The 22,472-nt window shown below is 71.3% G+C and carries 21 protein-coding genes and 2 pseudogenes; 13 read left to right on the forward strand and 10 right to left on the reverse strand.

Annotated features, from left to right (window positions below; all coding sequences use genetic code 11):
* Position 1 precedes the first annotated feature (1 nt).
* Positions 2–970 (forward strand): prolyl aminopeptidase, encoded by a 969-nt coding sequence (gene pip, locus M2157_RS35795; RefSeq protein WP_280867284.1) that lies wholly within the window; start codon positions 2–4, stop codon positions 968–970.
* Here pip and M2157_RS35800 read toward each other — a convergent pair.
* A complete protein-coding gene (locus M2157_RS35800; protein ID WP_280856918.1) occupies positions 967–1,635 on the reverse strand; it encodes a GntR family transcriptional regulator in 669 nt (222 codons plus the stop codon). The genes pip and M2157_RS35800 overlap by 4 nt on opposite strands.
* 157 nt (positions 1,636–1,792) lie before the next feature.
* On the opposite strand from M2157_RS35800, the gene M2157_RS35805 reads away from it, so the two are divergent.
* Entirely contained in the window at positions 1,793–3,271 is a 1,479-nt protein-coding gene (locus tag M2157_RS35805) for an NCS1 family nucleobase:cation symporter-1 (RefSeq protein ID WP_280856917.1), read from the forward strand.
* Between the two features lie 5 nt (positions 3,272–3,276).
* The gene (locus M2157_RS35810; RefSeq protein WP_280856916.1) at positions 3,277–3,996 is read left to right on the forward strand and encodes an aspartate/glutamate racemase family protein; all 720 of its coding nucleotides are present in this window, start codon (positions 3,277–3,279) and stop codon (positions 3,994–3,996) included.
* A 6-nt stretch (positions 3,997–4,002) separates the two neighbouring features.
* On the opposite strand, the gene M2157_RS35815 is transcribed toward M2157_RS35810, so the two are convergent.
* Together M2157_RS35815 and M2157_RS35820 are read right to left on the reverse strand one after the other, a co-directional pair.
* Positions 4,003–4,452 carry a GNAT family N-acetyltransferase gene (locus M2157_RS35815; RefSeq protein WP_280856915.1) on the reverse strand — a complete coding sequence of 150 codons (450 nt, stop codon included), beginning with the start codon at positions 4,450–4,452 and terminating at the stop codon, positions 4,003–4,005.
* A complete protein-coding gene (locus M2157_RS35820; RefSeq protein WP_280856914.1) occupies positions 4,449–4,862 on the reverse strand; it encodes a RidA family protein in 414 nt (137 codons plus the stop codon). Before M2157_RS35820 ends, M2157_RS35815 begins: the two co-directional genes overlap by 4 nt.
* A gap of 152 nt (positions 4,863–5,014) precedes the next feature.
* Here M2157_RS35820 and M2157_RS35825 point away from each other — a divergent pair, with 152 nt between their 5' ends.
* Positions 5,015–5,779 (forward strand): nucleotidyltransferase domain-containing protein, encoded by a 765-nt coding sequence (locus tag M2157_RS35825; RefSeq protein ID WP_280867285.1) that lies wholly within the window; start codon positions 5,015–5,017, stop codon positions 5,777–5,779.
* 219 nt (positions 5,780–5,998) lie between these two features.
* On the forward strand, positions 5,999–7,963 hold the full coding sequence (locus M2157_RS35830; protein WP_280868327.1) for an FUSC family protein: 1,965 nt from the start codon (positions 5,999–6,001) through the stop codon (positions 7,961–7,963).
* A 16-nt stretch (positions 7,964–7,979) separates the two neighbouring features.
* Here M2157_RS35830 and M2157_RS35835 read toward each other — a convergent pair.
* A pseudogene (locus tag M2157_RS35835) lies at positions 7,980–8,961 on the reverse strand (endonuclease/exonuclease/phosphatase family protein).
* 138 nt (positions 8,962–9,099) lie between these two features.
* Here M2157_RS35835 and M2157_RS35840 point away from each other — a divergent pair.
* The 5 genes from M2157_RS35840 to M2157_RS35860 all read left to right on the forward strand — a co-directional run bounded on the left by M2157_RS35840 (position 9,100) and on the right by M2157_RS35860 (position 13,120).
* Positions 9,100–10,452 (forward strand): amidohydrolase, encoded by a 1,353-nt coding sequence (locus tag M2157_RS35840; RefSeq protein WP_280867286.1) that lies wholly within the window; start codon positions 9,100–9,102, stop codon positions 10,450–10,452.
* A gap of 116 nt (positions 10,453–10,568) precedes the next feature.
* Positions 10,569–10,784 carry a hypothetical protein gene (locus M2157_RS35845; protein WP_280867287.1) on the forward strand — a complete coding sequence of 72 codons (216 nt, stop codon included), beginning with the start codon at positions 10,569–10,571 and terminating at the stop codon, positions 10,782–10,784.
* Positions 10,785–10,809: 25 nt separating this feature from the next.
* A complete protein-coding gene (locus M2157_RS35850; RefSeq protein ID WP_280856910.1) occupies positions 10,810–11,979 on the forward strand; it encodes a cytochrome P450 in 1,170 nt (389 codons plus the stop codon).
* A 93-nt stretch (positions 11,980–12,072) separates the two neighbouring features.
* The gene (locus M2157_RS35855; RefSeq protein ID WP_280867288.1) at positions 12,073–12,774 is read left to right on the forward strand and encodes a DUF899 domain-containing protein; all 702 of its coding nucleotides are present in this window, start codon (positions 12,073–12,075) and stop codon (positions 12,772–12,774) included.
* 160 nt (positions 12,775–12,934) lie between these two features.
* Positions 12,935–13,120 (forward strand): hypothetical protein, encoded by a 186-nt coding sequence (locus M2157_RS35860; RefSeq protein WP_079162746.1) that lies wholly within the window; start codon positions 12,935–12,937, stop codon positions 13,118–13,120.
* Positions 13,121–13,122: 2 nt separating this feature from the next.
* On the opposite strand, the gene M2157_RS35865 is transcribed toward M2157_RS35860, so the two are convergent.
* From M2157_RS35865 to M2157_RS35875, 3 genes are all read right to left on the reverse strand, one after another.
* Positions 13,123–15,066, reverse strand: coding sequence for an ABC transporter ATP-binding protein (locus M2157_RS35865; protein WP_280867289.1), 1,944 nt, complete (start codon positions 15,064–15,066; stop codon positions 13,123–13,125).
* A gap of 197 nt (positions 15,067–15,263) precedes the next feature.
* Positions 15,264–15,710, reverse strand: coding sequence for a hypothetical protein (locus M2157_RS35870; protein WP_280867290.1), 447 nt, complete (start codon positions 15,708–15,710; stop codon positions 15,264–15,266).
* Positions 15,701–16,363, reverse strand: a complete 663-nt coding sequence (locus M2157_RS35875; RefSeq protein WP_280867291.1) for an ATP-binding protein — start codon at positions 16,361–16,363, stop codon at positions 15,701–15,703. The genes M2157_RS35870 and M2157_RS35875 overlap by 10 nt, the downstream gene beginning before the upstream one ends.
* A 249-nt stretch (positions 16,364–16,612) precedes the next feature.
* Between M2157_RS35875 and M2157_RS35880 the strand changes: the two genes are divergently transcribed.
* Positions 16,613–17,473 carry a helix-turn-helix transcriptional regulator gene (locus M2157_RS35880; protein WP_280856905.1) on the forward strand — a complete coding sequence of 287 codons (861 nt, stop codon included), beginning with the start codon at positions 16,613–16,615 and terminating at the stop codon, positions 17,471–17,473.
* Positions 17,474–17,728, forward strand: coding sequence for a DUF397 domain-containing protein (locus M2157_RS35885; RefSeq protein ID WP_123988480.1), 255 nt, complete (start codon positions 17,474–17,476; stop codon positions 17,726–17,728).
* A gap of 341 nt (positions 17,729–18,069) precedes the next feature.
* Here the strand turns inward: M2157_RS35885 and M2157_RS35890 are convergent.
* Positions 18,070–19,519: pseudogene (locus M2157_RS35890) on the reverse strand (PLP-dependent aminotransferase family protein).
* A gap of 46 nt (positions 19,520–19,565) precedes the next feature.
* Between M2157_RS35890 and M2157_RS35895 the strand changes: the two are divergent.
* Entirely contained in the window at positions 19,566–20,042 is a 477-nt protein-coding gene (locus M2157_RS35895) for a carboxymuconolactone decarboxylase family protein (RefSeq protein WP_280867292.1), read from the forward strand.
* A 166-nt stretch (positions 20,043–20,208) separates the two neighbouring features.
* Here M2157_RS35895 and M2157_RS35900 read toward each other — a convergent pair whose 3' ends face one another.
* Complete coding sequence (locus M2157_RS35900; RefSeq protein ID WP_280867293.1) at positions 20,209–21,696, reverse strand: glutamate synthase subunit beta; 1,488 nt, start codon at positions 21,694–21,696, stop codon at positions 20,209–20,211.
* Between the two features lie 180 nt (positions 21,697–21,876).
* The gene (locus M2157_RS35905; RefSeq protein WP_280856901.1) at positions 21,877–22,356 is read right to left on the reverse strand and encodes an anthrone oxygenase family protein; all 480 of its coding nucleotides are present in this window, start codon (positions 22,354–22,356) and stop codon (positions 21,877–21,879) included.
* Between the last annotated feature and the right edge of the window lie 116 nt (positions 22,357–22,472).

Raw genomic sequence — 22,472 nt, forward strand, 5'->3', positions numbered from 1 at the left:
GATGCCCCTCTACCCGGAGATCGAACCGTACGAGCACGGCATGCTCGACGTCGGCGACGGCAACCACGTGTACTGGGAGACCTGCGGGAATCCGGACGGCAAGCCGGCGGTGGTGCTGCACGGTGGGCCGGGGTCCGGCTGCACACCGTGGGTGCGTCGGCTGTTCGATCCGGCCGCGTACCGGATCGTGCTCCTCGACCAGCGCGGCGCCGGGCGGTCGACGCCGCACGCGAGCGCGTACGACACCGACATGAGCGTCAACACGACCCCGCATCTCATCGCGGACCTGGAGCTGCTGCGACGGCATCTGGGGATCGAGCGGTGGCTGGTGTGGGGTATCTCCTTCGGGTCGATGCTCGGGCTGCGGTACGCGCAGACGCATCCGGAGGCCGTGACGGAGCTGGTGCTGACCGGGATCGCGACCGGCGCGAATCCCGAAGTCACCCTGCTCACCAGGGGACTCGGGAAGATCTTCCCGGCGGCGTTCGAACGGTTTGTCGGAGAGCTGCCGGTCGAGGAGCGGGCCGGGAACCTCGCCGCCGCCTACAACCGGTTGCTGGAGTCGCCCGATCCGGAGGTGCGCGAGCGGGCGGCGCGGGCATGGACCGACTGGGAGACCGCGATCGAGTCGGCGCCGCCGCGGTCGGTGCCGCGCTACGAGGACCCGGTGTTCCGGCAGGGCTTCGCCCGTACCGTCACCCACTACTGGGGCAACGATCACTTCCTGGGCGAGGCCAACGACGAGGGCGTCGTCCTGCGCGACGCGCCCCTCCTCAAGGATGTCCCCGGCACCCTCGTCCAGGGCAGCCTCGACTTCGGCAATCTCCTCGGCACCGTCTGGCTGCTCCATCACGCCTGGCCCGGCAGCGAGTTGACGGTGATCGACGACGGCGCACACTTCGCGGGGGAGCGGGGTGTGGACGTGATGGTGGCGGCGACGGACAAGTACGCGCGCGGTCGGCCCCGCTAGATCATCTCGGCCGAGTCCCCGAACAGCTGCCGTACCGTCGACTCGTAGTTGGTCCGCACGTGCGCGAGGGCGTGCGCGCGGGCCCGCTCTGGGTCGCCGGACGCGATCGCCTCGTACAAGTCCCGGTGCTCGACGAGGAGTTGGGGCCACTCCTCGTTCCGCCGGGTCATCCAGCGCAGCCGCCCCGCAACCGGTTCCAGGGCGTCGACCAGCAGGCTGTTGCGGGCCATGGCCACGATGCTGTCGTGCAGACGGCTGTTGACGTCCGTGATCGCCTCCGCGTCGCCCGCCTCGGTCGCGGTCGCCGCGAGGGCGAGGAGCCGCTCGACCTCGGCGAGGTCCTGAGGGGTCGCGCGCGCCGCGGCGAGGCCGGCGGCGTACACCTCCAACGCCTCGCGCAGCTCGAAGAGTTCCTTGACGTCGTTCGGGGTCAGGCGCCGTACGACCGTCCGGCGGGGCGTCTCGAAGTGGACGAAGCCCTCGGCGACCAGGGCGCGGATCGCCTCGCGGACCGGCACCCGGGAGACCCCGAAGCGCTCGGCGAGCTCCCGCTCGACCAACCGGTCGCCCGGACGCAGCCCGCCCGCGATGATCTCCTGCCGCAGGGTGGCCAGGACGCGTTCGCGGACGGCGCCGAGGGGCTCGATGTTCGTCGTGGAGCTCATGGAGCCATCTTCCCCGACTCCGGAGCTGTTTTACGAAGCGTTAACGGACGCGACATCGGCCCGAACTCTTGACGGCGGGACCATGTGCGCAGTTTGGTATACCAAAACTGGATGCCAGGCGGCCGCCATCCTCCTGTCCCCTGTCCCTGGAGGTCCCGTGTCCCTCGCCGACCGTGCCGAAGTCACCGGCACACCAGCGTTCGTCCCCGATCCCCGGCTCACCAACGAAGACCTGGCGCCCGCAGGCAAGCGCAACTGGAAGGTCTTCGACCTTTTCGCCATGTGGATGTCCGACGTCCACAACCTGGGCAACTACACCTTCGCGGCCGGTCTGCTGGTCCTCGGCATGAACGTGTGGCAGGTCTTCACGTCCCTGCTCGTCGGCTTCGTGCTGATCTACGTCGGCATGAACTGGATGGGGAAGATCGGCCAGCGCCACGGCGTGCCGTTCCCCGTCGTCAGCCGCATCAGCTTCGGTGTGTGGGGCGCCAACATCCCCGCCCTCATCCGGGCCGTGATCGCCATCATGTGGTACGGCATCCAGACCTATCTGGCCTCCGTCGCCGTCAACGTGATGCTGCTGGCCGCCTGGCCGGGCCTGGAGTCCTGGACGCACAGCTCCTTCCTCGGCCTCGACGCGCTCGGCTGGGTCTCCTTCCTCTCCCTGTGGCTGATCCAGGCGCTGATCATCAGCCAGGGCATGGAGTCCGTGCGGAAGTTCCAGGACTTCTGCGGTCCCGCGATCTGGCTGGTCATGATCGCGCTGGCGATCTGGGTGCTGGCCAAGGCCGGCTGGAGCATCTCGCTCACCACCACCCCGCACCCGGTCTCCGTCGGTGAGCAGTGGCGGCAGTGGTTTGGCGCGATCGGCCTGATCCTCGCCACCTACGGCACGCTGATGCTCAACTTCTGCGACTTCTCGCGCTTCGCACCGGACTACAAGACCGTCCGCCGGGGCAACTTCTGGGGCCTGCCCATCAACTCCACGGCCTTCGTGGTCGTCTCCGTGATCGTCACCGCGGGCTCGCTGGAGGTCTGGGGCCAGGCCATCACCGACCCGGCGGAACTCGTCGCCAAGGTCGGCAACACCTGGGTGATGGTCCTGGGCGCGCTCACCTTCGCCATCGCCACCATGGGCGTCAACATCGTCGCCAACTTCGTCTCACCGGCGTACGACCTCGCCAACGTCTGGCCGCAGAAGATCACCTTCAGGGTCGGCGGCATGATCAGCACGGTCGCCGCGCTGCTCGTGACCCCGTGGAACCTCTTCTCCAACCCCACGGTCGTCAACTACTTCCTCGGCGGCCTCGGCGCCTTCCTCGGCCCGCTGTTCGGCGTGATCATGCTCGACTACTACTGGGTCAAGAAGGGCCGCGTGGACGTGGACGAGCTGTTCAAGGCCGAGCCCGGCTCCCGCTACTACTACCGCAAGGGGGTCAACCCCAAGGCCCTGTGGGCGTTCCTGCCGGCGGCCGCGGTCGCGGGCGTCCTCGCCCTGGTCAAGACGTTCAGCGACGTGGCCCCGTACTCCTGGTTCATCGGTACGGCGCTCGCGGCCGGCCTGTACGCGCTGCTGTGCCGGAGCGAGCGCACGGCCGACTCCGTCGCTGTGACCGAGAAGCCTCTGGAGGTCTGAGGAACGTGCGGATCGTCGTCACCAACTGCAACACCACGCAGGAGATGACCGAGGAGATCGTACGAGGTGCCCGGGCCGCCGCAGGCCCGGGCACCGCCGTGCTCGGGCTCACCCCGCGGTGGGGACCCGAGTCCGCGGAGAGCTGGCTCGACAGCTATCTCTCCGCGGCGGCGGTCATCGACCTGCTGCGCACGTACGACGGTCCTCCCTACGACGCCGTCGTCATGGCCGGCTTCGGCGAGCACGGCCGGGAGGGCGTCCGGGAGCTGGTGGACGTACCGGTCGTCGACATCACCGAGGCCGCCGCCCATCTGGCCTGTCTGCTCGGCCGGCGCTACGGCGTGGTGACCACGCTGGAGCGGTCGTGCGGACAGATCGAGGACAGCCTGGAGCTGGCGGGGGTGGGGCGCAACTGCGCCGCCGTCGTCGGGACCGGCCTGGGGGTTCTCGACATGAGCGACGCCGACCGCACGGAGGCCGCGTTCCTGGCGGCCGCCGAGCGGGTGCGGGAGGCGGGCGCCGAGGTCCTGGTGCTGGGGTGCGCGGGGATGACCGGGCTGCAGCGGACGGTGGGGGAGAAGCTGGGGCTTCCCGTCGTCGACGGGGTGGGGGCGGCGGTGAAGCTCGCGGAGTCCCTGGTGGGGCTGGGGCTGAACACCAGTCGGGCGGGCGGGTATGCGAGGCCGGTGCCGAAGAGGCGGGTGTGGGGAGGGCGGTCCGATTGACCCCTTTCAGGGGAGCCAGACATACCGCACGTCCGGCTCCCGCTCCTCGTTGCCGCTGCCGTCGGTGCGCTCGGCCTCGACGAAGCCGTGACGTTCGTAGAAGCGGTGGGCCGGCTTGTTGACCTGGAAGGTCCACAGGCTCAGCCCCCGCGGACTGCGCTCCTTGGCGAGCGCGACGAACCGGTCGCCGATGCCGCGCCCCCGCCAGTCGGGGTCGAGATAGAGCTGGGACAGCAGATCGCCGGCGAGGACCATGAGGCCCACGACCTGTTCCTCCGCCACAGCCACCCACGTCTCCCGCGACGGCACCACGACGTCCCGGATGTAGGCGTGCACCTCGTCGTCGGACCGGGGCCGTACGACCGTCGGCAACGCGGCGCCGAAGGACCGCAGATAGACGTCGGCCGTGGCGGAGGCGTCGGAGGTGGTGGCCCGGCGGATGACGACCGCGCTCACCGCGAGGCCCTCTCCGGTACGACGGCCGTGGCCGTGATCTCCACCAACTGGCCCGTGTAGCCGAGGCAGGCGACCCCGATCAGCGTCGACGAGTGCGGGCCGGTGCTCAGCCCGGACGCCTCCACGACCTCCCACACGGCGGACAGCACCGCCGGCTCGCTGCTCACGACGTGCACGTCGGTGGCCAGCACATGCTCCAAGTCGCTTCCCACCGCGTGCAGTTGCTCCCGAAGGTTCGCGATCACCTGCTCGGCCTGCCGCGCGGGATCCCCCTCACCGACGAGATTCCCCTTCGCGTCCAGCGGAACGGACCCGGCCAGAAACGCGAGCTTCGTACCGGCCTCGACGACGGAGGCGTGGGAGTAGGTCGGCGGCGGGAACAGGGCCGGTGCGGTGACGCGCTGGATCACGTGGACTCCTGGGGCGAACGGCGGACAACTTTCCGATCATCGGGGGCGGGGGGCGGGACCGCACCTGAATTTCCGCGACCGGAAAAACGGGTTGCATCACCCACCGCGTAATTCCGTGGAGGGGCCGCCTCAGGGCTTCGTACGCTGCGCCCATGGCCCCCACACTCGCCGACGCCGCCTTCCTCGACGCCACCGCCGACCGGCTCGCCGCCCTCCCCGCCGTCCGGGCCGTCGCCCTCGGCGGCTCCCGGGCCCAGGGGACCGCACGGCCGGACAGCGACTGGGACCTGGCCGTCTACTACCGGGGTGCCTTCCACCCGGCCGATCTCCGTGCCGTCGGCTGGGAGGGCGAGGTGTCCGAGATCGGCGGCTGGGGCGGCGGGGTGTTCAACGGGGGTGCCTGGCTGACGATCGACGGGCGGCGGGTCGACGTCCACTACCGGGACCTCGACGTGGTGGAACGGGAGCTGGCGGAGGCGCAGGAGGGGCGGTTCCGGGTGGAGCCTTTGCTGTTCCATCTCGCGGGAATCCCCACCTATCTGATCGTGGCCGAACTCGCGATCAACCAGGTCCTGAGGGGTGACCTCCCGCGCCCCGCGACCTACCCGCCGAAACTCCGTGCCTCGGCCGCCGCCCGCTGGCGCGACACCGCCCACGCCACCCTCGCCTACGCCGAGGCCCACCACGCCCCGGCCGCCCGCCTCACCGAGACGGCCGGAGCCCTCGCCACGTCCGCCGTGCAGATGGGGCACTCGGTGCTGGCGGGGCGGAGGGAGTGGGTGACGAACGAGAAACGGCTGCTGGAGCGGGCCGGACTGCGGGACGTCGACCGGATCGTCGAGTCCTTGACGGCATCACCCGGGTCGGCCGTCCGCGCGGTGGCGGAGCTCCGGGAGCTGTTCGACACAGCGAACTGAGCGGCCGTCGGACGTCTGCGGCTCACCTTCCCGGGTTGCGTTCATAAAGAACGTGGCCTTTGCACACATCGTCACACGCGAGTAACACAAGCGTCCCGGACCGTCCAAGAACGCGATCTACCGTGGACACCACAGCCCAACGCCCGGCCACCGTCGCCCGAAGGCACACCCCCGCCTCCCCCAGACGACAGGAGCCCTGTGTCCCGCCCCGCCGTACGGATGCACCTACCGCCCTGGCTCGCGCACGCTCTCCGAGCTCAGCGTGGGCCGATTCCCTGGAACGCCGTGGTGCGGGGTGCGTTGTCGGCCGGGCCCATCCTGCTGGTCGCCGTCCTCGCCGACCGCACCTCCCTCGGTGTCGTCGCCGCCATCGCCGCCATGCTCGCCGGGATCAACGACCGGCCCGGCAGCCGGCGGGCCTCCGTCAAGCGGATCGGGGTGCCGGCGCTCGCGGGGGCGGTCGGGATGTTCGTGGGGACCACCGCGGGGGAACACATCGGGGCGCTCCCACTGACCGTGCTGCTGACCCTTGTCGGGCTGGTCGCGGGGGGTGTCAGCGCCGTCGGACCCGTCGCCTCCGGAGCCGGTACGCAGCTGCTGGTCGCTTCGGCGATCGGGGCGGGCATGCCGTTGCCGGAGGAAGGCGGGCCGCGGGCCGTCGTGTATCTCGGCGGGGCCTGCTGGCTGCTCGCGCTGCGGCTCGTGCTGCCCACCCCCGGTGCCATCGCCGGGGACTTCCGGTTCGACGGCGAACGGGAGGCCGTCGCCGAGGTGTACGAGGCCGTCGCCGCCCTCCTGGACGCCGTGGGAAGTGAGAACGCCACCTCGCGACGCGTCGCGCTCACCGCAGCCCTCGATCACGCGCAGGACGCGCTCACCGGGCCCCGGCTGCGGCGGTACGCCAGCTCGTCCGCCGAGCGGCGGCTGCATGCGCAGTACGCCGCCGCGCTGCCGCTCGCCGAGGCCGCCACCGCGCTCGCCTGGGCGGAGGAAGCGGTGCCCGGGCGGGCCTCCGCGGGGCCCCGGCGGCTCGCCGTCGCCGTACGGGAGAACACGCACACCGGGCCGTTGCCCGCGCCCGCCCGGTCGGCGCCCGCGCTGCGGGCACTCGACGACGCGTTGCTGCGGGCCGCCGACGCCTTCGACGGGGGCCGGGGCGGGGATCTGCACAAGCGCCGGCTCACCGTCCGGGGCGCGCTGCGGTCCGTTTTCGGGGCCGGCGGGCGGGAGTACGGGCTGCGGGTCGCCCTCTGCTTCGGGGCGAGCGTCGCCGTGGCACAGGCGCTGCACCACTCCCACTGGTACGGGGAGCACCAGCACTGGTACTGGCTGCCCGCCACCACCGTCTTCCTCGTCAAGCCCGACCTCGGACCGCTCGCCTCCCGGGTGCTGTGCCGGGCCGCCGGGACCGTCCTCGGCGCGCTGGTCTTCGCCGGGTTCGCGCTCGTGCTGCCGCGGCCCGAAGGGCTCATCGCGCTCGTCGCCGTCAGCGGGGCACTCATTCCCGTCGCCACACGGCACTTCGCCGCGCAGACCGCCGTCGTCACGGTCCTCGTCCTGGCGCTCGTGATGGTGGGCGGCGAGCCGCAGGCCTCCGCCGGCCGGATCACCGAGACCCTGCTCGCCTGCGCGATCGTGCTGATCGTGGGGCATCTCCCCATGCCGGGGCAGCGGGGTGGGGGAGTGCGGTCCCGGCTGGCCGCGGCGAGTGGCGCGGCCGAGGCGTACCTCACGCATGTTCTGCGGGAGACCGAACGGCCCGTCCCACGGGAGAGGGCGCGGCCTCTTCCACGGCAGACCACGCGGCCTGTCCCACGAGGCGCCGGGTCCTTCGTACGGGACACCCCCACCGACGACACCCCCACCGACGACGCCCGCGCCCGGCGCTGGACACTCCGCCGCGAGGCCTACCGCGCGCTCGCCGAGGCCCGTACCGCCATCGCCCTCGCCGCCGCCGAACTCCCCGCCCTCGCCCGGCACTCGGAGGGCGCCGACGAGATCGTCGCCGTGCTCGAAGGGATCGTCGACACGACCACCGCGTGCGCCGTCCACCTCGACGACTCCGGGCGGCTCGCCCCCGAACAGGTCCGACGGCTCACCGAACTCCTCGGCGAACTCGGCCGACTTGACGAGGGGCGCGGGCGAGTGGGGGTCCGGCTTCCCGACGTTCCCCTCGCCGGTTAGGGCCGGTGGGGAGGAGTCACACCCGTACCCACACGGGTGCGTGGTCCGACCCGGGCGTTCCCACCCGCCTCATCGGATCCTCGTCCACCGACGGCAGTACGAGGGCGTCGTCCCGGTGCTCGGGCAGGCCCGTCCCCGCCTCCACGATGCGGCGGGCCAGACGGTGGCTCACCAGGACATGGTCGATCAGTTCGGCGCGTCCGAAGCTGACGCGGGAGAAGCGGCGCTTTTCGAGTATGCGCGGGGCGATGTCCCACAGCCGGAACGGGTCGCCGAGGTCGGACTTGTTGAACGCGCGCGGTTTGTCGAGCTCGGAGCCGGGCGGGCCCAGCAGGATCTGTGTGGTGGCGGCGTTCACCACGTCGTTCATGTCGCCGAGGACGATCACGTCCCGTTCGGGTCCCGGCGCCTTCGAGCAGGAAGTCCGCGAGGGCGCGCAGGGTCGTCGCCTCGGCCGCCCGCCGGTAGAGGGCGTAGGCGCCGAAGCGGGCCCTTTCGGCCTCGTCGTGCGGCTGGAAGCGGCTCCGGTCCCGGTTGCCCGGATACGACAGCAGCTTCGACTTGAGATGGGCGACCGCCACCTGGAGTACCCCGTCGCCGGTCTCGGTCTCCACGGCGAGGAAGCCGCGGCTCGTCTCCCCGTCGTGCGTGTCCGGCTCGGTGCCGTCGTCACCCTGCACGGGGCGCAGCTTGTCCGCGAACACATGGGTGTCCCGCCGTATCCGCAGGGGGGTGCGGCTGAGGAAACCGACGCGGATGCCCCTGCGGTCCGCGTGCCGGGAGAGCGCGATGTGCCAGTCCCCGCCGATCGCCTTGACCAGATCGGCGAGTGTCTCCTCCTGCCTGACCTCCTGGACGCCCAGCAGCGCCGGGTCGAGCGCGGTGATCACGGAGGCCAGGGCCTCCACTTTCGCCTCGTACTCGGCCTCGGTCCTGGGAGCGCCGTCGCCGCTGCGCGGCAGCATCAGATTCTCTAGATTCCAGGTGCCGACGAGCATGCCGGACCCCTTCCGGAAGGCGTACGACGGGCGGTGTGGTGAGGCCAGGGTGCATGCGCTCGTGCCGCCGCGACAGAGCGGCGACGGGATGCGCGGTTCACCCACTGCGAGGGCACGACCGCGTCGTACGGTGCCTGTATGACGCCTTCTCCCGCAGGTCTCATCATCTCCCCGTGCACGGTGCTCACGCACGACGATCAAGAGCAGGTCGGGTTCGTGCAGGACGCCGCGATCGTCGTACGGGAGGGTGTCATCGAGTCGGTGATCAGCAGTGCGGAGGCGGAGGAACTGCCCGCGGCCGAGCGCATCGACGGGCGGGGGCAGATCGCCCTTCCCGGGCTCGTCAACTGCCACACCCACGCGCCCATGGTCGCCCTGCGCGGGGTCGCGGAGGATCTGCCGACCGAGGAGTGGTTCAACGACGTCGTCTGGCCGATCGAGTCCAACCTCACCGAGAAGGATGTGGAGTTGGGGGCGCGGCTGGCCTGCGCCGAGATGATCCGGGGCGGTGTCACCTGCTTCGCCGACCACTACTTCTCGATGGACGCCGTCGCCGAGGTCGTCGAGGAGTGCGGGATCCGGGCGCACCTCGGGGAGGCGTACTTCTCCTCTCAGGGGCCCCAAGGGCGGGAGAAATCCCTGGAGTTCGCTCTGCGGCACCGCGGCGGCGCCGGTGGCCGCATCACCACGGCGCTTGCCCCGCACGCGCCCTACACCGTGGACGACGGCGACCTCACCGCGACCGCCGAACTCGCCCGGGAGCACGGCCTGCCCGTCCATCTCCACGCCGCCGAGAACCGCGACCAGGCCGAGAAGAGCCTCGCCCGGCACGGGGTGACGCCCATCGAGGTGTTGCGGCGCACCGGGATCCTCGACACGGACGTCCTGATCGCGCACGGCTCCGGCATCCTCGACAGCGACCTACCGATTCTCGCAAGTGCCGTCGGCCGTACGGCTGTTGCGACCGCCCCGCGCGGCTACCTCAAGTTCGCCTGGCCCACCACCACGCCCGTGCGTGCCCTCCACGACATCGGTGTCCCCGTCGGACTCGCCACGGACGGGGCCGCCTCCAACAACTCCCTCGACGTATGGGAGTCGATGGCGCTCACCGCACTGATCCAGAAGTCGACGACCGGTGACCCACGCTGGCTGACGTCTCGTCAGGCGCTGCATCACGCGAGCCTCCAGAGTGCCCGCGCGGTCGGCCTCGGCGAGGTCGTCGGCAGCATCGCGCCCGGTCGGCGTGCCGACATCATCCTGGTCGATCTCACCGGCCCGCACACCCAGCCCGTCCACGACCTCGCCGCCACCCTGGTCCACAGCGCCCGCTCCTCCGACGTCCGTACGACGATCGTCGACGGCCGCGTGCTGATGCGGGACCGTGAGCTGCTGACCATCGATGTCCCGTCGGTGGCAGGGGAGTTGAGCAGGCGCCTGCCCGCCCTCCTCGACCGCAGCCACGGCAGGCGGATCCAGGACTACGACACCTGAAATCCGGCCCAGGAAAGGCGCTTTGGTGCCAACTGACGGTGACCGGTGGGACACGGTGGGTCGGTTCACGCTACACAGGAAAGCCGGGACTGCATCCGTCTGAGGGGGCCGGCGCGGTGGACCTGACGATCAATGTCGCGGTGTTGCTCGCTGTCGTCATCTTCGTGCGGATTCGCCGCCGCGTGCAGGCTCGAAGCCGCTCCGACCAGTGGCTGACCGTGGCCATCGTGCTCGTCCTCGGCATCCTGGTCGCCCCGACCGCCTTCGGCCAGGGGGTCCTGGACGTCGTGGGCCAACTCGCCCAGGGCGTCACCGAGTCCGGCAGCCCGTGATCTCCGCGCCGCTAGGCTGAGGCCCATGGATCCCGCCGACGGCCTCCTCGAGCACCCCTACGACGTGTACCGGCGCCTGCGTGACACCGCGCCCGTGCATCGGATCGCCGGGCCCGACGGGACGCCCGCCTGGATCGTCACGCGGTACGACGACGTGCGGGCGGCTCTGGCCGATCCGCGGTTGTCGTTGGACAAGCGGTACGCCACGGCGGGGACCTACAAGGGGTTCTCGTTGCCGCCCGCGCTCGACGCCAACCTGCTCAACATGGATCCGCCGGACCACGCCCGGATCCGCCGGCTGGTCGGGCGGGCCTTCACCCCGCGTCGGATCGAGCGGTTGCGCGGGCCGATCCGGCGCACCGCCGACCGGCTCCTCGACGCGCTCGGTTCCCATGGGACCACCGATCTCATCGCCTCCTACGCCGCGCCCCTCCCGATCACGGTCATCTGTGACCTGCTCGGCATTCCGGACGAGCACCGCCTGGACTTCCGGGTGTGGACCGACACCCTCGTCGCGCCGGACCCGGCGGCCGGACCCGCGGCGGGCAAGGAGGCGGTCGTGGCGATGCTCGGCTTCTTCACGCGGCTCCTCGCCGACAAGCGCCGGGAACCCGCCGACGACCTGCTCTCCGATCTGATCGCCGTCCGCGACGAGGGCGACCGGCTCAGCGAGGACGAGCTGATGTCGCTGGCCTTCCTCATCCTCTTCGCCGGGTACGAGAACACCGTGCAGCTGATCGGGAACGCGGTGCTCGCCCTGTTCCACCACCCCGGACAGCTCGCCGCCCTGCGCGAGGACCCGGCCCGGCTCCCCGCGGCCACCGAGGAGTTCCTCCGCTACGAGGGCCCCGCCCTGCTGGCCATCCGCCGCTTCCCCGTCGAGGACGTCACCATTGGCGGGGTCACCGTTCCCGCGGGCGAGACGGTCTGGGTCTCCCCGTCCGCCGCCAACCGCGACCCCGACCGCTTTCCCGACCCCGACCGTCTGGACCTCGCCCGCGACGCCTCCGGCCACCTCGCTCTCGGCCACGGCATCCACTACTGCCTCGGCGCCCCGCTGGCCCGCGCCGAGACCGAGATCGCCCTGGCCGCGCTGCTGGAACGGTTCCCGGATCTCGCGCTCGCCGAGCCCACCCCGAGGTGGCGCAACTCCCTGCGCGCCCGAGGCCTGCTCGCACTCCAGGTGTCGTTCTGAATCAACCCCTCCCGGAATTTCCCGCGACAGCGATGAGTTCCGCCCCTCCCCGCGGTCACCACACCGGACGGACCGTCGCACAGGAGGGACCCCATGGCGCTTCCGGAGATCGTCTCTCGGGACGAATGGCGCGCGGCGCGCGCGGATCTGCTGGTCAGGGAGAAGGCGGCCACGCGCGCGCGGGACGCCCTCAACGCCGAGCGGCGCAGGCTTCCCATGGTCGAGGTCGAGGAGGAGTACGTCTTCGAAGGCGGTGACGGCAAGGCCACCCTGCTCGACCTCTTCGAGGGGCGCGGCCAGCTCGTTGTCTACCACTTCATGTTCGCGCCCGAGTGGGACGCGGGCTGCCGCAGCTGCTCCGCCTTCCTGGACCAGATAGGACACCTGGCCCATCTGCAGGCGCGGGGGACGACGTTCGCGGCCGTGTCGAGAGCGCCGTATACGAAAATCCTGCCGTTCAAGGCGCGGATGGGATGGACCGTGCCCTGGTACTCGTCGTACGGCGGTGACTTCAACCACGACTTCGGGGCCACCCTGGAGATCGACGACGAACCGGCCGAGCGGCCCGGCATCAGCTGCTTCCTGCGCGACCGCGACCGGGTCTTCCACACCTATTCGACCTATGAACGCGGCCTCGACGGACTCGGCTCGACCACCAGCTTCCTCGACCTCACCGCACTGGGACGGCAGGAGGAATGGGAGGAACCCAAGGGGCGCGCGTCCGCTCTCGGGGCGCCCGCAGGCAGCGTACGCATTCGGTATCACGACGAGTACGAGGAATGGCACGGAGAGTGAGACAGATCGTCACACCGTGACGGGACCCTCACACTCCGGGGTGAACTTGTGTCGGCTACGTCTCAGTACGGCAACTCACCGAGGCTTTCGGGCCCTGGAAGGCGTTAACTCCTACAAGCGCTCCTACGGGGAGCGCAACGCTTTCTGGAGGTGCAGGGTGGTGAACGGGCGAACAGTGCTCGAACGCTTTCCCGCTGGCGGGCCGCGCGGATCGTGGCCGGCGGAGGAGTTCGCGCAGGCGAGGCGTCTTGAGGGACTGCCGGCGGAGGTCGTCATGGACCTCGCGACGGACACGTTCCTGGTGATCGTCCGCAGTGGAGAGGCAGCGGTAGACGCTGTCGCGTGAGGTCAGCCCGCCTCCTTGGCGGGCACCTTTACCGTGAACTGCTCGGCCTGGAGCGAGTACAGCTCCGCGTAGACACCACCGGAGGCCAGGAGCTCGTCGGGCGTGCCCGACTCCACGAGTCGGCCCTGCTCCAGGACGTGCACCAGGTCCGCGTGGCGCACGGACGCCAGCCGATGGGTGATCAGGATGACCGTCTGACCGGTGCCGGACAGCGCGCGGATCTTCTCGAAGACCTCCAGCTCGGCCCGGGCGTCCAGGGCGGCCGTCGGCTCGTCCACGATCAGGATGCGACCGCGCCGGTAGGCGGCCCGGGCGATCCCGAGCCGCTGCCACTGCCCGCCGGACAGCTCGTGCCCGCCGCTGAAGTTGCGGGCCAGCAGGGTGTCCAGGCCGCGCGGCAGATCGGCCAGCACCTCCCCGGCCCCGGCCTCGGCGACCGCGCCGGACACCCGCTCCTCGGTGAGCGGCACCGAGGAGCGGCCCACCGCCACATTGACGCGGGCGGTGAACGGCCACCGCTTGAAGTCCTGGGCGACCATCGCGACCCGCTCGGCGAGCAGCTGCCGGTCCGCGTGCGCCGCGTCCACGTCGTCCCACAGGATCCGGCCCCGGTCGGGGGCGTACAGCCCCGCGAGCAGCTTGACCAGGGTGGTCTTGCCGGAGCCGTTCTCCCCGACCAGCGCGACGATCTTGCCGAGCGGCAGGGTGAGTGTCACGTCGTCGAGCGCGGGGCGGGTCGCGTCACCCGGGTAGGTGAAGGAGACGTTCTCGAAGCGGATCTCGCGCGGCTCGTCCGGCAGCGCGGACCCGCCCTCCGGGATCGCCCGCTCGGCCGCCTCCGTGTGGAGCCGCTGGAGGTCGCCGACGAACAGGGCCTCCTCGTGCAGCGCGTTCATCTCGATGACCAGGGTGTTCAGGCTCTGCGAGCCGGTGCGCACGGCGATCACGGCCGTACCCGCCACCGACAGCGCCATCGCGCCCGCCAGCAGCAGCCCGCCCAGTGTCGCGTACGTCGCCACCGTCGCCAGGCCCGTCCAGGCCGCCGCTATCAGCCCCGTCCGGGCCGCGAGCCTCGCCAGTCGGGCCTGCTCCGTCTCCGCCGTCTCCGCCATCGCGCGGTAGTGCCTGAGCAGGAACGGCCCCACCCCGTGGACGCGGATCTCGGGCGCCGCCTCCGGCTCGATCAGCAGGGCACCGAGGAGGCGGCCCGCCCGCACGTGCTGCACCCAGGTGTGGAAGGACTCGTACTGGCGGCGCGCGATGGTCAGCGCGCCCCAGCCGCTCGGGATCGTCATCGTGACCAGCAGCGGCAGCAGCGCCGGGTGCAGCACGGTCAGCACGCCGGCGGCCGCGATCAGCGAGATCATCGCGTTCACCACCCGCGTCGCGAAAGAGATCATCCGGCGGGCCGAGGTGGCGCCGTACTGCGCGGTGTCCAGCAGCTTGTGGAAGGCATGGTCCTCGATCGCGGCCAGCTCGACGGTGGCCGCCCGCTCCAGATACCGCTCGGTCGCCACCCGCTCCACCTTGGGCTCGAGGCGGCCGGTGGCATGCGTCGACGCGGCCCGCAGCAGCGCCCCGAGGAGCATCATGGCGGCCATGGTGGCCAACGCGGGCACGGCCCCCCGCAGCCGGTCCTCCAGCGCGCCCCCGCCGATCAGCCGCCCCAGCACACTGTTGACCGCGAGCAGACTCACCGCCTGCGCGAGACCCCGGGTCACCTCGGCGGCCAGCACGGTCCGCGCGGCCCGCCGGTCAGCCTGCCAGGCCAGCCGGAGACTCGCCGACAACAGCGACGGCAGCCGCGCCACCATGGCCCGGAACCCCAGCTCCAGAAACGCGTCGGAGTGGGAGTTCCAGCCCGTGTCGTACCTCAGCGGCCCTCCGAAGAGCAGCCGTTCCGACTCGGAGACTCCGGGCTGCTCAGTGCCACGCCGTTTCCCCACCGCAGACCTCCCCCGATGCCGGACGGGGCCACTATGGCGGGGCGGGCCGCAGGGAGGGAGGGCGCAAAGGGGAGCGGAGAAAACACGCGGGCGTACAACGCGCCGCAAAGGGGCGCGGGGCTGCGTCAGTATGCGGCTCCGCCGCGGGCGCGCCGGCCCTCACGGACCCGCACGCGATCGACCGCCTTCCGGCGGAGCTAACCCGCCGAGGTGACCGGCCGGGACCAACTGGGAGAGGTCCCCGTCAGCCGGCACAACGCCAGGTAGAGAGGGATGGGCGGCGTGTACGGCAGCGTCCCCTCGGCCCGGTGAACAAGAGACGGCACCACCGGGGCGTCCGGAACAACCGCCCCGGTGGCGTACTGGGCGGGCCTGGGCCATTCGAGCGCGTAGTCGGAGTCGGCGGGAACGATCCACCACCAGTGCGTGTCATCGGCGTACACGCACCCGACCCGCGGCAAGCGGGACACCAGCTGCCTGCTCAACTGCGCCGGCACCCCCACCGCGTCGCAGCCCAACGGCACCGTCATCCCCTCCGGAACGGCCAGCCTGCGCGGCGTTACCGGCGCCCGCAGCCCGCGGCCGAGGCGGACCAGCGTGTCCATGGTCAGCACCTGGCCGCCGGATCCGCTGCTCACGCCCATGCGCCCGCGCCCCCCGCTCCGTGACCGCGCGCTTCCCCCACGGGCTCCGCTCTGTGATGCTCCTCGGCCTCGTCCCCCTGGCCCGACCCCTCGGAGGGAACCGGCTTGGGACGGGCTCCCCAGCCCAGATCGTTGCGTGGGCCGGTGTCCTCGCGGGGCTCGTCCGCCTTGCGCGGCAGCTCGGCCCAGACCAGCAGACCGGGGCCGTGCTCATGGGCGCCCCACGCGTGACAGAGGGAGTCGACGAGGAGCAGTCCCCTCCCGTGCTCCTCTTCGCCGCGCTGCGGGGACGGGTGCGGTTCACCCGGCGCACAGCCCTCGTCGCGTACGGCTATTCGCACCAGGTCGTCATCGTCGTGCAGCTCGCAGACCACACGGCTGCTCGCGGTGTGCACGATGGCGTTGGTGACCAGCTCGGAGACGACCAGGGCGGCCGAGTCGCAGGTGTCCTCGCAGACCGACCAATGGGTCAGCCGCGCCCTCGTCAGGCGTCTGGCCTGCGCGGGAGAACCCGGATGCGCGGCCAGCTCGAAACGGAACCGGCGCCGGGCAGCGGCCCTGTCGGGCCCCTCTCCCGGGACAGCACCGAGACCCTGGGGGTGGCCTACGGCAGCGTCTGTTCCTAAGGGCGGGGACGGAATCACGCTTGCCACTATCGCCCCGTCGTGAACACTTGGCAAGTGTCACTCTGAAAAATGCAGAGTGCTGTGTGACGCGGTGAGAGGCCGTGGCACACTGCTCGCAACAGCATCTTGAGCGGCGCCAGTTGGGATCACCGGAGATCCGTACGTAGCGGTATTCGTATCCGTACAGATCTTCGAATTAGGTCTTCGAATGGCGCCGCTGGGCTGTCAGCATGCTGGTGGCCGTGACGCCCGTACATGACTTCGTGGAGGTGGAGCGTGAGCGAACCGCGGTCCGCGCCGACGGTCGGCCAGGTCGTCCTCGGCCGGCGCCTGCTGGACCTGCGGGAACGTGCCGGGCTCAAGCGCGAGGAGGCCGCCCGTATCCTCCGGGTCGCCCCCGCGACCGTCCGCCGTATGGAGATGGCCGAGGTAGGGCTCAAGATCCCGTACCTCCAGCTTCTGCTGAAGGCCTACGGTGTCGGTGACCAGGAGGCCGAGGACTTCGTCCAGCTCGCCGAGGACGCCAACCGCCCCGGCTGGTGGCAGCGTTTCCACGACGTGCTGCCCGGCTGGTTCTCGATGCACGTCAGCCTGGAGGGCGCGGCCGCGCTCATCCGCGAGTACGAGCCGCACTTCGTCCCCGGTCTGCTGCAGACGGAGGACTACGCACGTGGCGTCCTGCGCTCGGGCGCCATCGGCCAGACCAGCCCCGAGGACATCGAGCGCCATGTCGCCCTGCGCATGGAACGGCAGGGACTGCTCACCCGTCAGGACGCGCCCCGGTTGTGGGTCGTCATGGACGAGACCGTGCTGCGCCGCCCCGTCGGCGGCCCGGAGGTGATGCGTGCCCAGATCGACAAACTGCTCGAGGCAACGAAGCTGCCCCACGTGACGCTCCAGGTCGCCCCGTTCGCCAACGGGCCGCACCCCGGCACGTACGGGCCCTTCGTGCTCTTCCGATTCGCCGTGCCCGAACTTCCGGACATGGTCTACAGCGAGTACCTGACCGGCGCGGTCTATCTGGACGCGCGCGTCGAGGTGGCGACCCATCTCGAGGTCATGGACCGCATGGCGGCGCAGGCCGCTACGGCACATCGCACGAAGGAGATCCTCCGGGATCTCCGCAAGGAGCTGTGAATGAATCGCATCAAGCCGCGCCGACCCGTCTACAACGGCATGCCTGCCCGGGAGTTGGGGAGCGAAGGCTGGCACAAGCCGTGGAGCGGCGGCAACGGCGGCAACTGCCTGGAGGCGATGAAGCTCGCCGACGGCCGGATCGCCGTCCGTCAGTCCACCGATCCTGACGGACCGGCGCTGATCTACACCACCGACGAGATGACCGCGTTCATCGAGGGCGCGAAGGCGGGGGTGGCCGACTTCCTGCTCTCCTGACCTCAGTGCTCAATTGATCAGTGCTCATTGATGGGTAATCACTTAGTGGTTGAGATCGACACTCAGAACCAGGACGCCATGCGGCGCGGGGCGTCCACCAGCCTGCTGACGGCCACCACCGACAGCGGTGGCTGCTCCGCCTTGTGGGGGCCGAGGCTCAGGCCGTAGTAGATCTGCTCGATCGACGGCGGTCCGACCGCGAGATTGCGCCGGACCGCCGTCCGCTGGGATCAGCGTGCGCTCGTCCCTGGGCAGGAGCGGACGGGCGGGGGCTCCTTCGAAGGCAGGATCCGGGGGATCAGCGGAGGCAGGACCGGGGGATCAGCGGATGCCGGTGTCTCCTACGACGCCTGTGTCCCGCCCGGCGGCAGCGCCCCGCACAGTGCGTCCAGCGCCGCCGCGTACGCGTGCTCGGAAGGTGTCGCGTACCCCACGACCAGGCCGTCGTGGGCCGGCATGTCCGTGTCCGGGTGACGGAACTCCGCGAGCCCGTCCAGCGCCACGCCCTGCCAGATCGCGGCCTTGACGGCGGACCGCTCGGTGCCCGGAGGCAGCCGCAGCACCGCGTGCAGCCCCGCCGCGACCCCGCTGGCCTCGATGTGCGGCGCGCGCTCGGCCAGCGCGGCGACGAGCCGGTCCCGGCGGCCGCGGTACCGCTGCCGCATCTGCCGTACGTGACGGTCGTAGGACCCCGAGACGATGAGGTCGGCGAGGGCCAGCTGGTCGAGCACGCTCGCCCAGGCCTCCCGCTCGCCCTTGGCCGCGAGCACGTCACCGACGTACCGCTCGGGCAGCACCATCCACCCCAGCCGCACCGCGGGTGAGAGGCTCTTGCTGACCGAGCCGATCAGGATCACCCGCTCGGGGTCGAGGCTCTGCAGGGCGCCGACGGGCTTGCGGTCGTAGCGGAACTCCCCGTCGTAGTCGTCCTCCAGCACCACCGCGCCACGCGCGCGTGCCCAGTCGACCACCGCGGCCCGGCGCTCGGCGTGCAGCGGACCGCCGGTGGGGAACTGGTGCGCGGGCGTGAGCAGTACGGCCCGCTCGCGGGTCAGCCGGTCGACGCGTGCGCCGTGTTCGTCGAGGGGGAGCGGCACGGTCCGTACGCCCTCGGCCGCCAGCAGCTCCCGGTGGAAGGGCAGTCCGTACGCCTCCACGGCCAGGGGGCCGCGCAGGGGCCGCCGGCCACCGCCACCGGCGCCCCCGAAGAGCAGCCGCAGGGCATGCGCGAACCCGGAGCAGATGACGATCCGGTCCGGCTCCGTCCGCACGCCACGCGCGCGTGCGAGGTATCCGGCGAGGGCCGCTCTGAGCTCCGGCCGTCCGGCGGGGTCACCGGGCCCGAAGACCTCGTTGGGTGCCTGGTGGAGGGCCCGGCGGTAGGAGGCGAGCCAGGCGGTTCGGGGGAAGCCGGAGGCGTCAGGGGTGCCTTGGCGGAGGTCGTGACGGGTGGAACGCGCGCGCGGGTGGGGGGCCGGCTTCCTCGGGCGTACGGCGGGATGGAGCGGCCGGGACCGTTCGGCGACGCGGGTGCCGGAGCCCTGGCGGGCGGTGAGCCAGCCCTCGGCGACGAGTTCGGCGTAGGCGTCGGCCACCGTGTTGCGGGCGACGCCGAGGTCGGCGGCGAGTGAGCGGGTAGGGCGGCAGCCGGGTGCCGGGGGCGAGCCGCCCGCTGTCTACGGCGTCCCGCAGCGCCCGGATCAGCGCGGCCCGCTTGCTCCCCGGACCGGAGAGCTCGAGGTGCAGGTCGGAGCCGATCCGCTCCGCGTAATTGACCCATGATTCCGCCATGGAAGTGCACCCTACAGCCGGTCTTTCCGGGCCGTAGGTTCATCACATGACGACGAACACGAACGTGACAGGTACGGCTCGGCTGAACTTCGCGAAGGCCGCCCCGAAGGTGTTCCGGGCCCTGATCGGCTTCGACGCGGCCGCCCGCGAGGGCCTCGACCCCACCCTCGTCGAACTGATCCAGATCCGCGCCTCCCACCTCAACCACTGCGCGTACTGCCTCCACATGCACACCAACGACGCCCGCAAGGCCGGTGAGACGGAGGACCGCCTGCACATGGTCCCGGTCTGGCGAGAGGCCCGCCATTTCTTCACGGAGAAGGAACAGGCCGCCCTGGCCCTCACGGAGGCGGTGACGCTGGTGGCCGACGGCGGAGTCCCCGACACGGTCTACGCGGAGGCCGCGGCCCGCTTCGACGAGCAGGAACTGGCCCACGTCCTGTCCTTGATCCTCGCGATCAACACATGGAACAGGGTGGCGCTGTCGACGGCGAAGGTGGCGGGGACGGACGAGCGGGGGTGAGGGAGGGGGGCCGCCAGAGGAGCGGGCGGGGGAGGGCCCTGGCTGTGTCCTGCGGCTCCCGGGCCACCGGTCCGGCGGCCCCCTCTCGTGCCGGTCCCTCGATCCACCGCGACGGCGCGCCCCAGCGGTGCCCAACCCGCCCGCCCCCCTCGGCCCGTCCGCCGCCCTACGCCGTCATCGGCCGGTCGTACGGCCCGATGGGTGCCGGCAGTCGCGAACTCCCCGTCAGATACCGGTCGACCGCCGCCGCGACCGCGCGCCCCTCGGCGATCGCCCACACGATCAACGACTGCCCCCGAGCGGCGTCCCCCGCAGCGAACACCCCGGGCACATTCGTACCGAACCCCGCATCCCGCGCGACCGTCCCCCGGGGCTCCATCCCCAGCCCCAACTGCTCCACGAGCCCATCCCCCAGGTCAGGCCCGGAGAACCCCAGCGCCAGCAGCACAAGGTCGGCGGGAAGCGTCCGCCCCGTCCCCGCCACCGGCCGCCGCGCCGCGTCCACCTCGACGAGATGCAGCGACCGCACATGTCCGTCCCCGTCCCCGGTGAAGCGCAGCGTGGACGCCGCGAACAACCGCGCGTCCGCGTCGGCCGCGGGCGCGGTCTCCAGGTCCCGGGCCTCCTCGTGCGCCGCCGACAGCCGGTAGATCTTCGGATACGTGGGCCACGGCTCGGCATCCTCGTCCCGTTCACCCCCGGGCTGCGCATAGATGTCCAACTGGGTCACGGAGGCGGCCCCTTCACGCACCGCGGTCCCCAGACAGTCGGCCCCCGTGTCACCTCCACCCACGATCACGACATGCTTCCCGGCGGCCGACATCGGGGACACCGCCAGATCCCCCTCGCGTACCCGGTTGGCCAACGGCAGATACTCCATGGCCTGCTGAACCCCGGCCAAATCCCGCCCCGGCACGTCCAGCTCGCGCCACGCCGTGGCCCCGGTGGCGATCACCACCGCGTCGTACCGCGACCTGAGCTCCGCCGCCCCTACGTCGCGCCCGACCACCGTGGACGTACGGAACTTCGTCCCCTCGGCCCGCATCTGCTCGATCCGCCGCTCCAGATGGTGCTTCTCCATCTTGAACTCGGGGATGCCGTACCGCATGAGCCCGCCGAGCCGGTCGTCCTTCTCGTAGACGGCGACCGTGTGGCCCGCCCGGGTCAACTGCTGTGCCGCGGCGAGCCCGGTCGGCCCCGACCCGATCACCGCGACGGTCCGCCCGGACAACCGGTCCGGTGGTCGCGGCGGCGCGAACCCGAGCTCCCAGGCCCGGTCGGCGACGGCCGCCTCGACGTTCTTGATGGTGACGGCCGGCTGGTTGATGGCGAGGACACACCCCGCCTCGCACGGCGCCGGACACAACTTCCCCGTGAACTCGGGGAAGTTGTTCGTCGCGTGCAGCCGGTCGGCGGCCTGCCGCCAGTCCTCCCGGGAGACCAGGTCGTTCCACTCGGGGATGAGATTCCCCAGCGGACAGGCTTCGTGGCAGAACGGGATGCCGCAGTCCATGCAGCGGTCCGCCTGCTTGCTGATGATGGGCAGCAACGCCCCGGGGACGTACACCTCGTCCCAGTCCCGGACCCGCTCCTCGACCGGCCTGCGGGGCCAGTCCTGGCGAGGTGTGGTCATGAATCCCTTGGGATCGGCCATGGCCGTCTTCCTTGCTCGCGCTGGTGACGCCCTCGCGTCCGCCGTGGCCGTGCGTCATCGGGCGGCACTCCTGCGGAACTCCTTCCGGCCACGATACGGCCGATCGGCCACTCGCGCAGAGTGCCGGTAAGCCGCTGGGACAGCGCTTTCTCCGCGCTCGGAGGACGGTGTGCGCGACGCTCACGTGAGGGCCAGCACGTACGCCAGCGCCGCCGCGCCCGAGGCGACCGCGCGGATGTGGTTCCACATCGTCCACTCGCGCACATACGTCGGCCAGTACGCCGCCGCCTCAGGGGTGCCCGGGTCCAGCTTGAGCAGGGCGTCGTTGCGGGGCACGTTCGCCACCATCGTCAGCCCGAACGACCCGAACAGATACAGCGCGCTGCCCACCAGCAGCTCCACCGTCCCCTCGTCCGGCCAGAGCACGAACGTCACCACCGCGATCACCGCGCACAGCACCGCGGAGCCCGCGAACACGGCCATGAACGGCGGCCGCACCGCGGTCACATTGATCGCGTTCATCGCGGCGACGCCCTGCGCGGGCGGCAACTCGGCGAGCCCCCTCATCACAAAGGTCGAGAACGCACAGAAGACCCCGGCCACCAGCCCGGTCCCGAGCACCCCCAGCACGACCAACCAGAAGTAAGGCCCGTCGATCATCACCACACCAGCTCCCGCCTCCGGCCGAGCCCCAGGCCCAGCGCCACCCGTTCCCACCAGTCAATCCCGCCCCCACCTCCCGGACCATGGCCATGGCGCGCACCCCCATAACCGAA

Origin of the sequence: Streptomyces sp. SAI-127, from assembly GCF_029894425.1 — a bacterium.
Taxonomy (GTDB): Bacteria; Actinomycetota; Actinomycetes; order Streptomycetales; family Streptomycetaceae; genus Streptomyces.

Bases quoted from the DNA above. Each gene is read 5' to 3' on its own strand.
- pip (WP_280867284.1), top strand. From the start codon at position 2: ATGCCCCTCTACCCGGAGATCGAACCGTACGAGCACGGCATGCTCGAC.
- M2157_RS35800 (WP_280856918.1), bottom strand. From the start codon at position 1,635: ATGAGCTCCACGACGAACATCGAGCCCCTCGGCGCCGTCCGCGAACGC.
- M2157_RS35825 (WP_280867285.1), top strand. From the start codon at position 5,015: ATGGCCCCCACACTCGCCGACGCCGCCTTCCTCGACGCCACCGCCGAC.
- M2157_RS35830 (WP_280868327.1), top strand. From the start codon at position 5,999: ATGCACCTACCGCCCTGGCTCGCGCACGCTCTCCGAGCTCAGCGTGGG.
- M2157_RS35840 (WP_280867286.1), top strand. From the start codon at position 9,100: ATGACGCCTTCTCCCGCAGGTCTCATCATCTCCCCGTGCACGGTGCTC.
- M2157_RS35850 (WP_280856910.1), top strand. From the start codon at position 10,810: ATGGATCCCGCCGACGGCCTCCTCGAGCACCCCTACGACGTGTACCGG.
- M2157_RS35855 (WP_280867288.1), top strand. From the start codon at position 12,073: ATGGCGCTTCCGGAGATCGTCTCTCGGGACGAATGGCGCGCGGCGCGC.
- M2157_RS35870 (WP_280867290.1), bottom strand. From the start codon at position 15,710: ATGGGCGTGAGCAGCGGATCCGGCGGCCAGGTGCTGACCATGGACACG.
- M2157_RS35885 (WP_123988480.1), top strand. From the start codon at position 17,474: ATGAATCGCATCAAGCCGCGCCGACCCGTCTACAACGGCATGCCTGCC.
- M2157_RS35895 (WP_280867292.1), top strand. From the start codon at position 19,566: ATGACGACGAACACGAACGTGACAGGTACGGCTCGGCTGAACTTCGCG.
- M2157_RS35900 (WP_280867293.1), bottom strand. From the start codon at position 21,696: ATGGCCGATCCCAAGGGATTCATGACCACACCTCGCCAGGACTGGCCC.
- M2157_RS35905 (WP_280856901.1), bottom strand. From the start codon at position 22,356: ATGATCGACGGGCCTTACTTCTGGTTGGTCGTGCTGGGGGTGCTCGGG.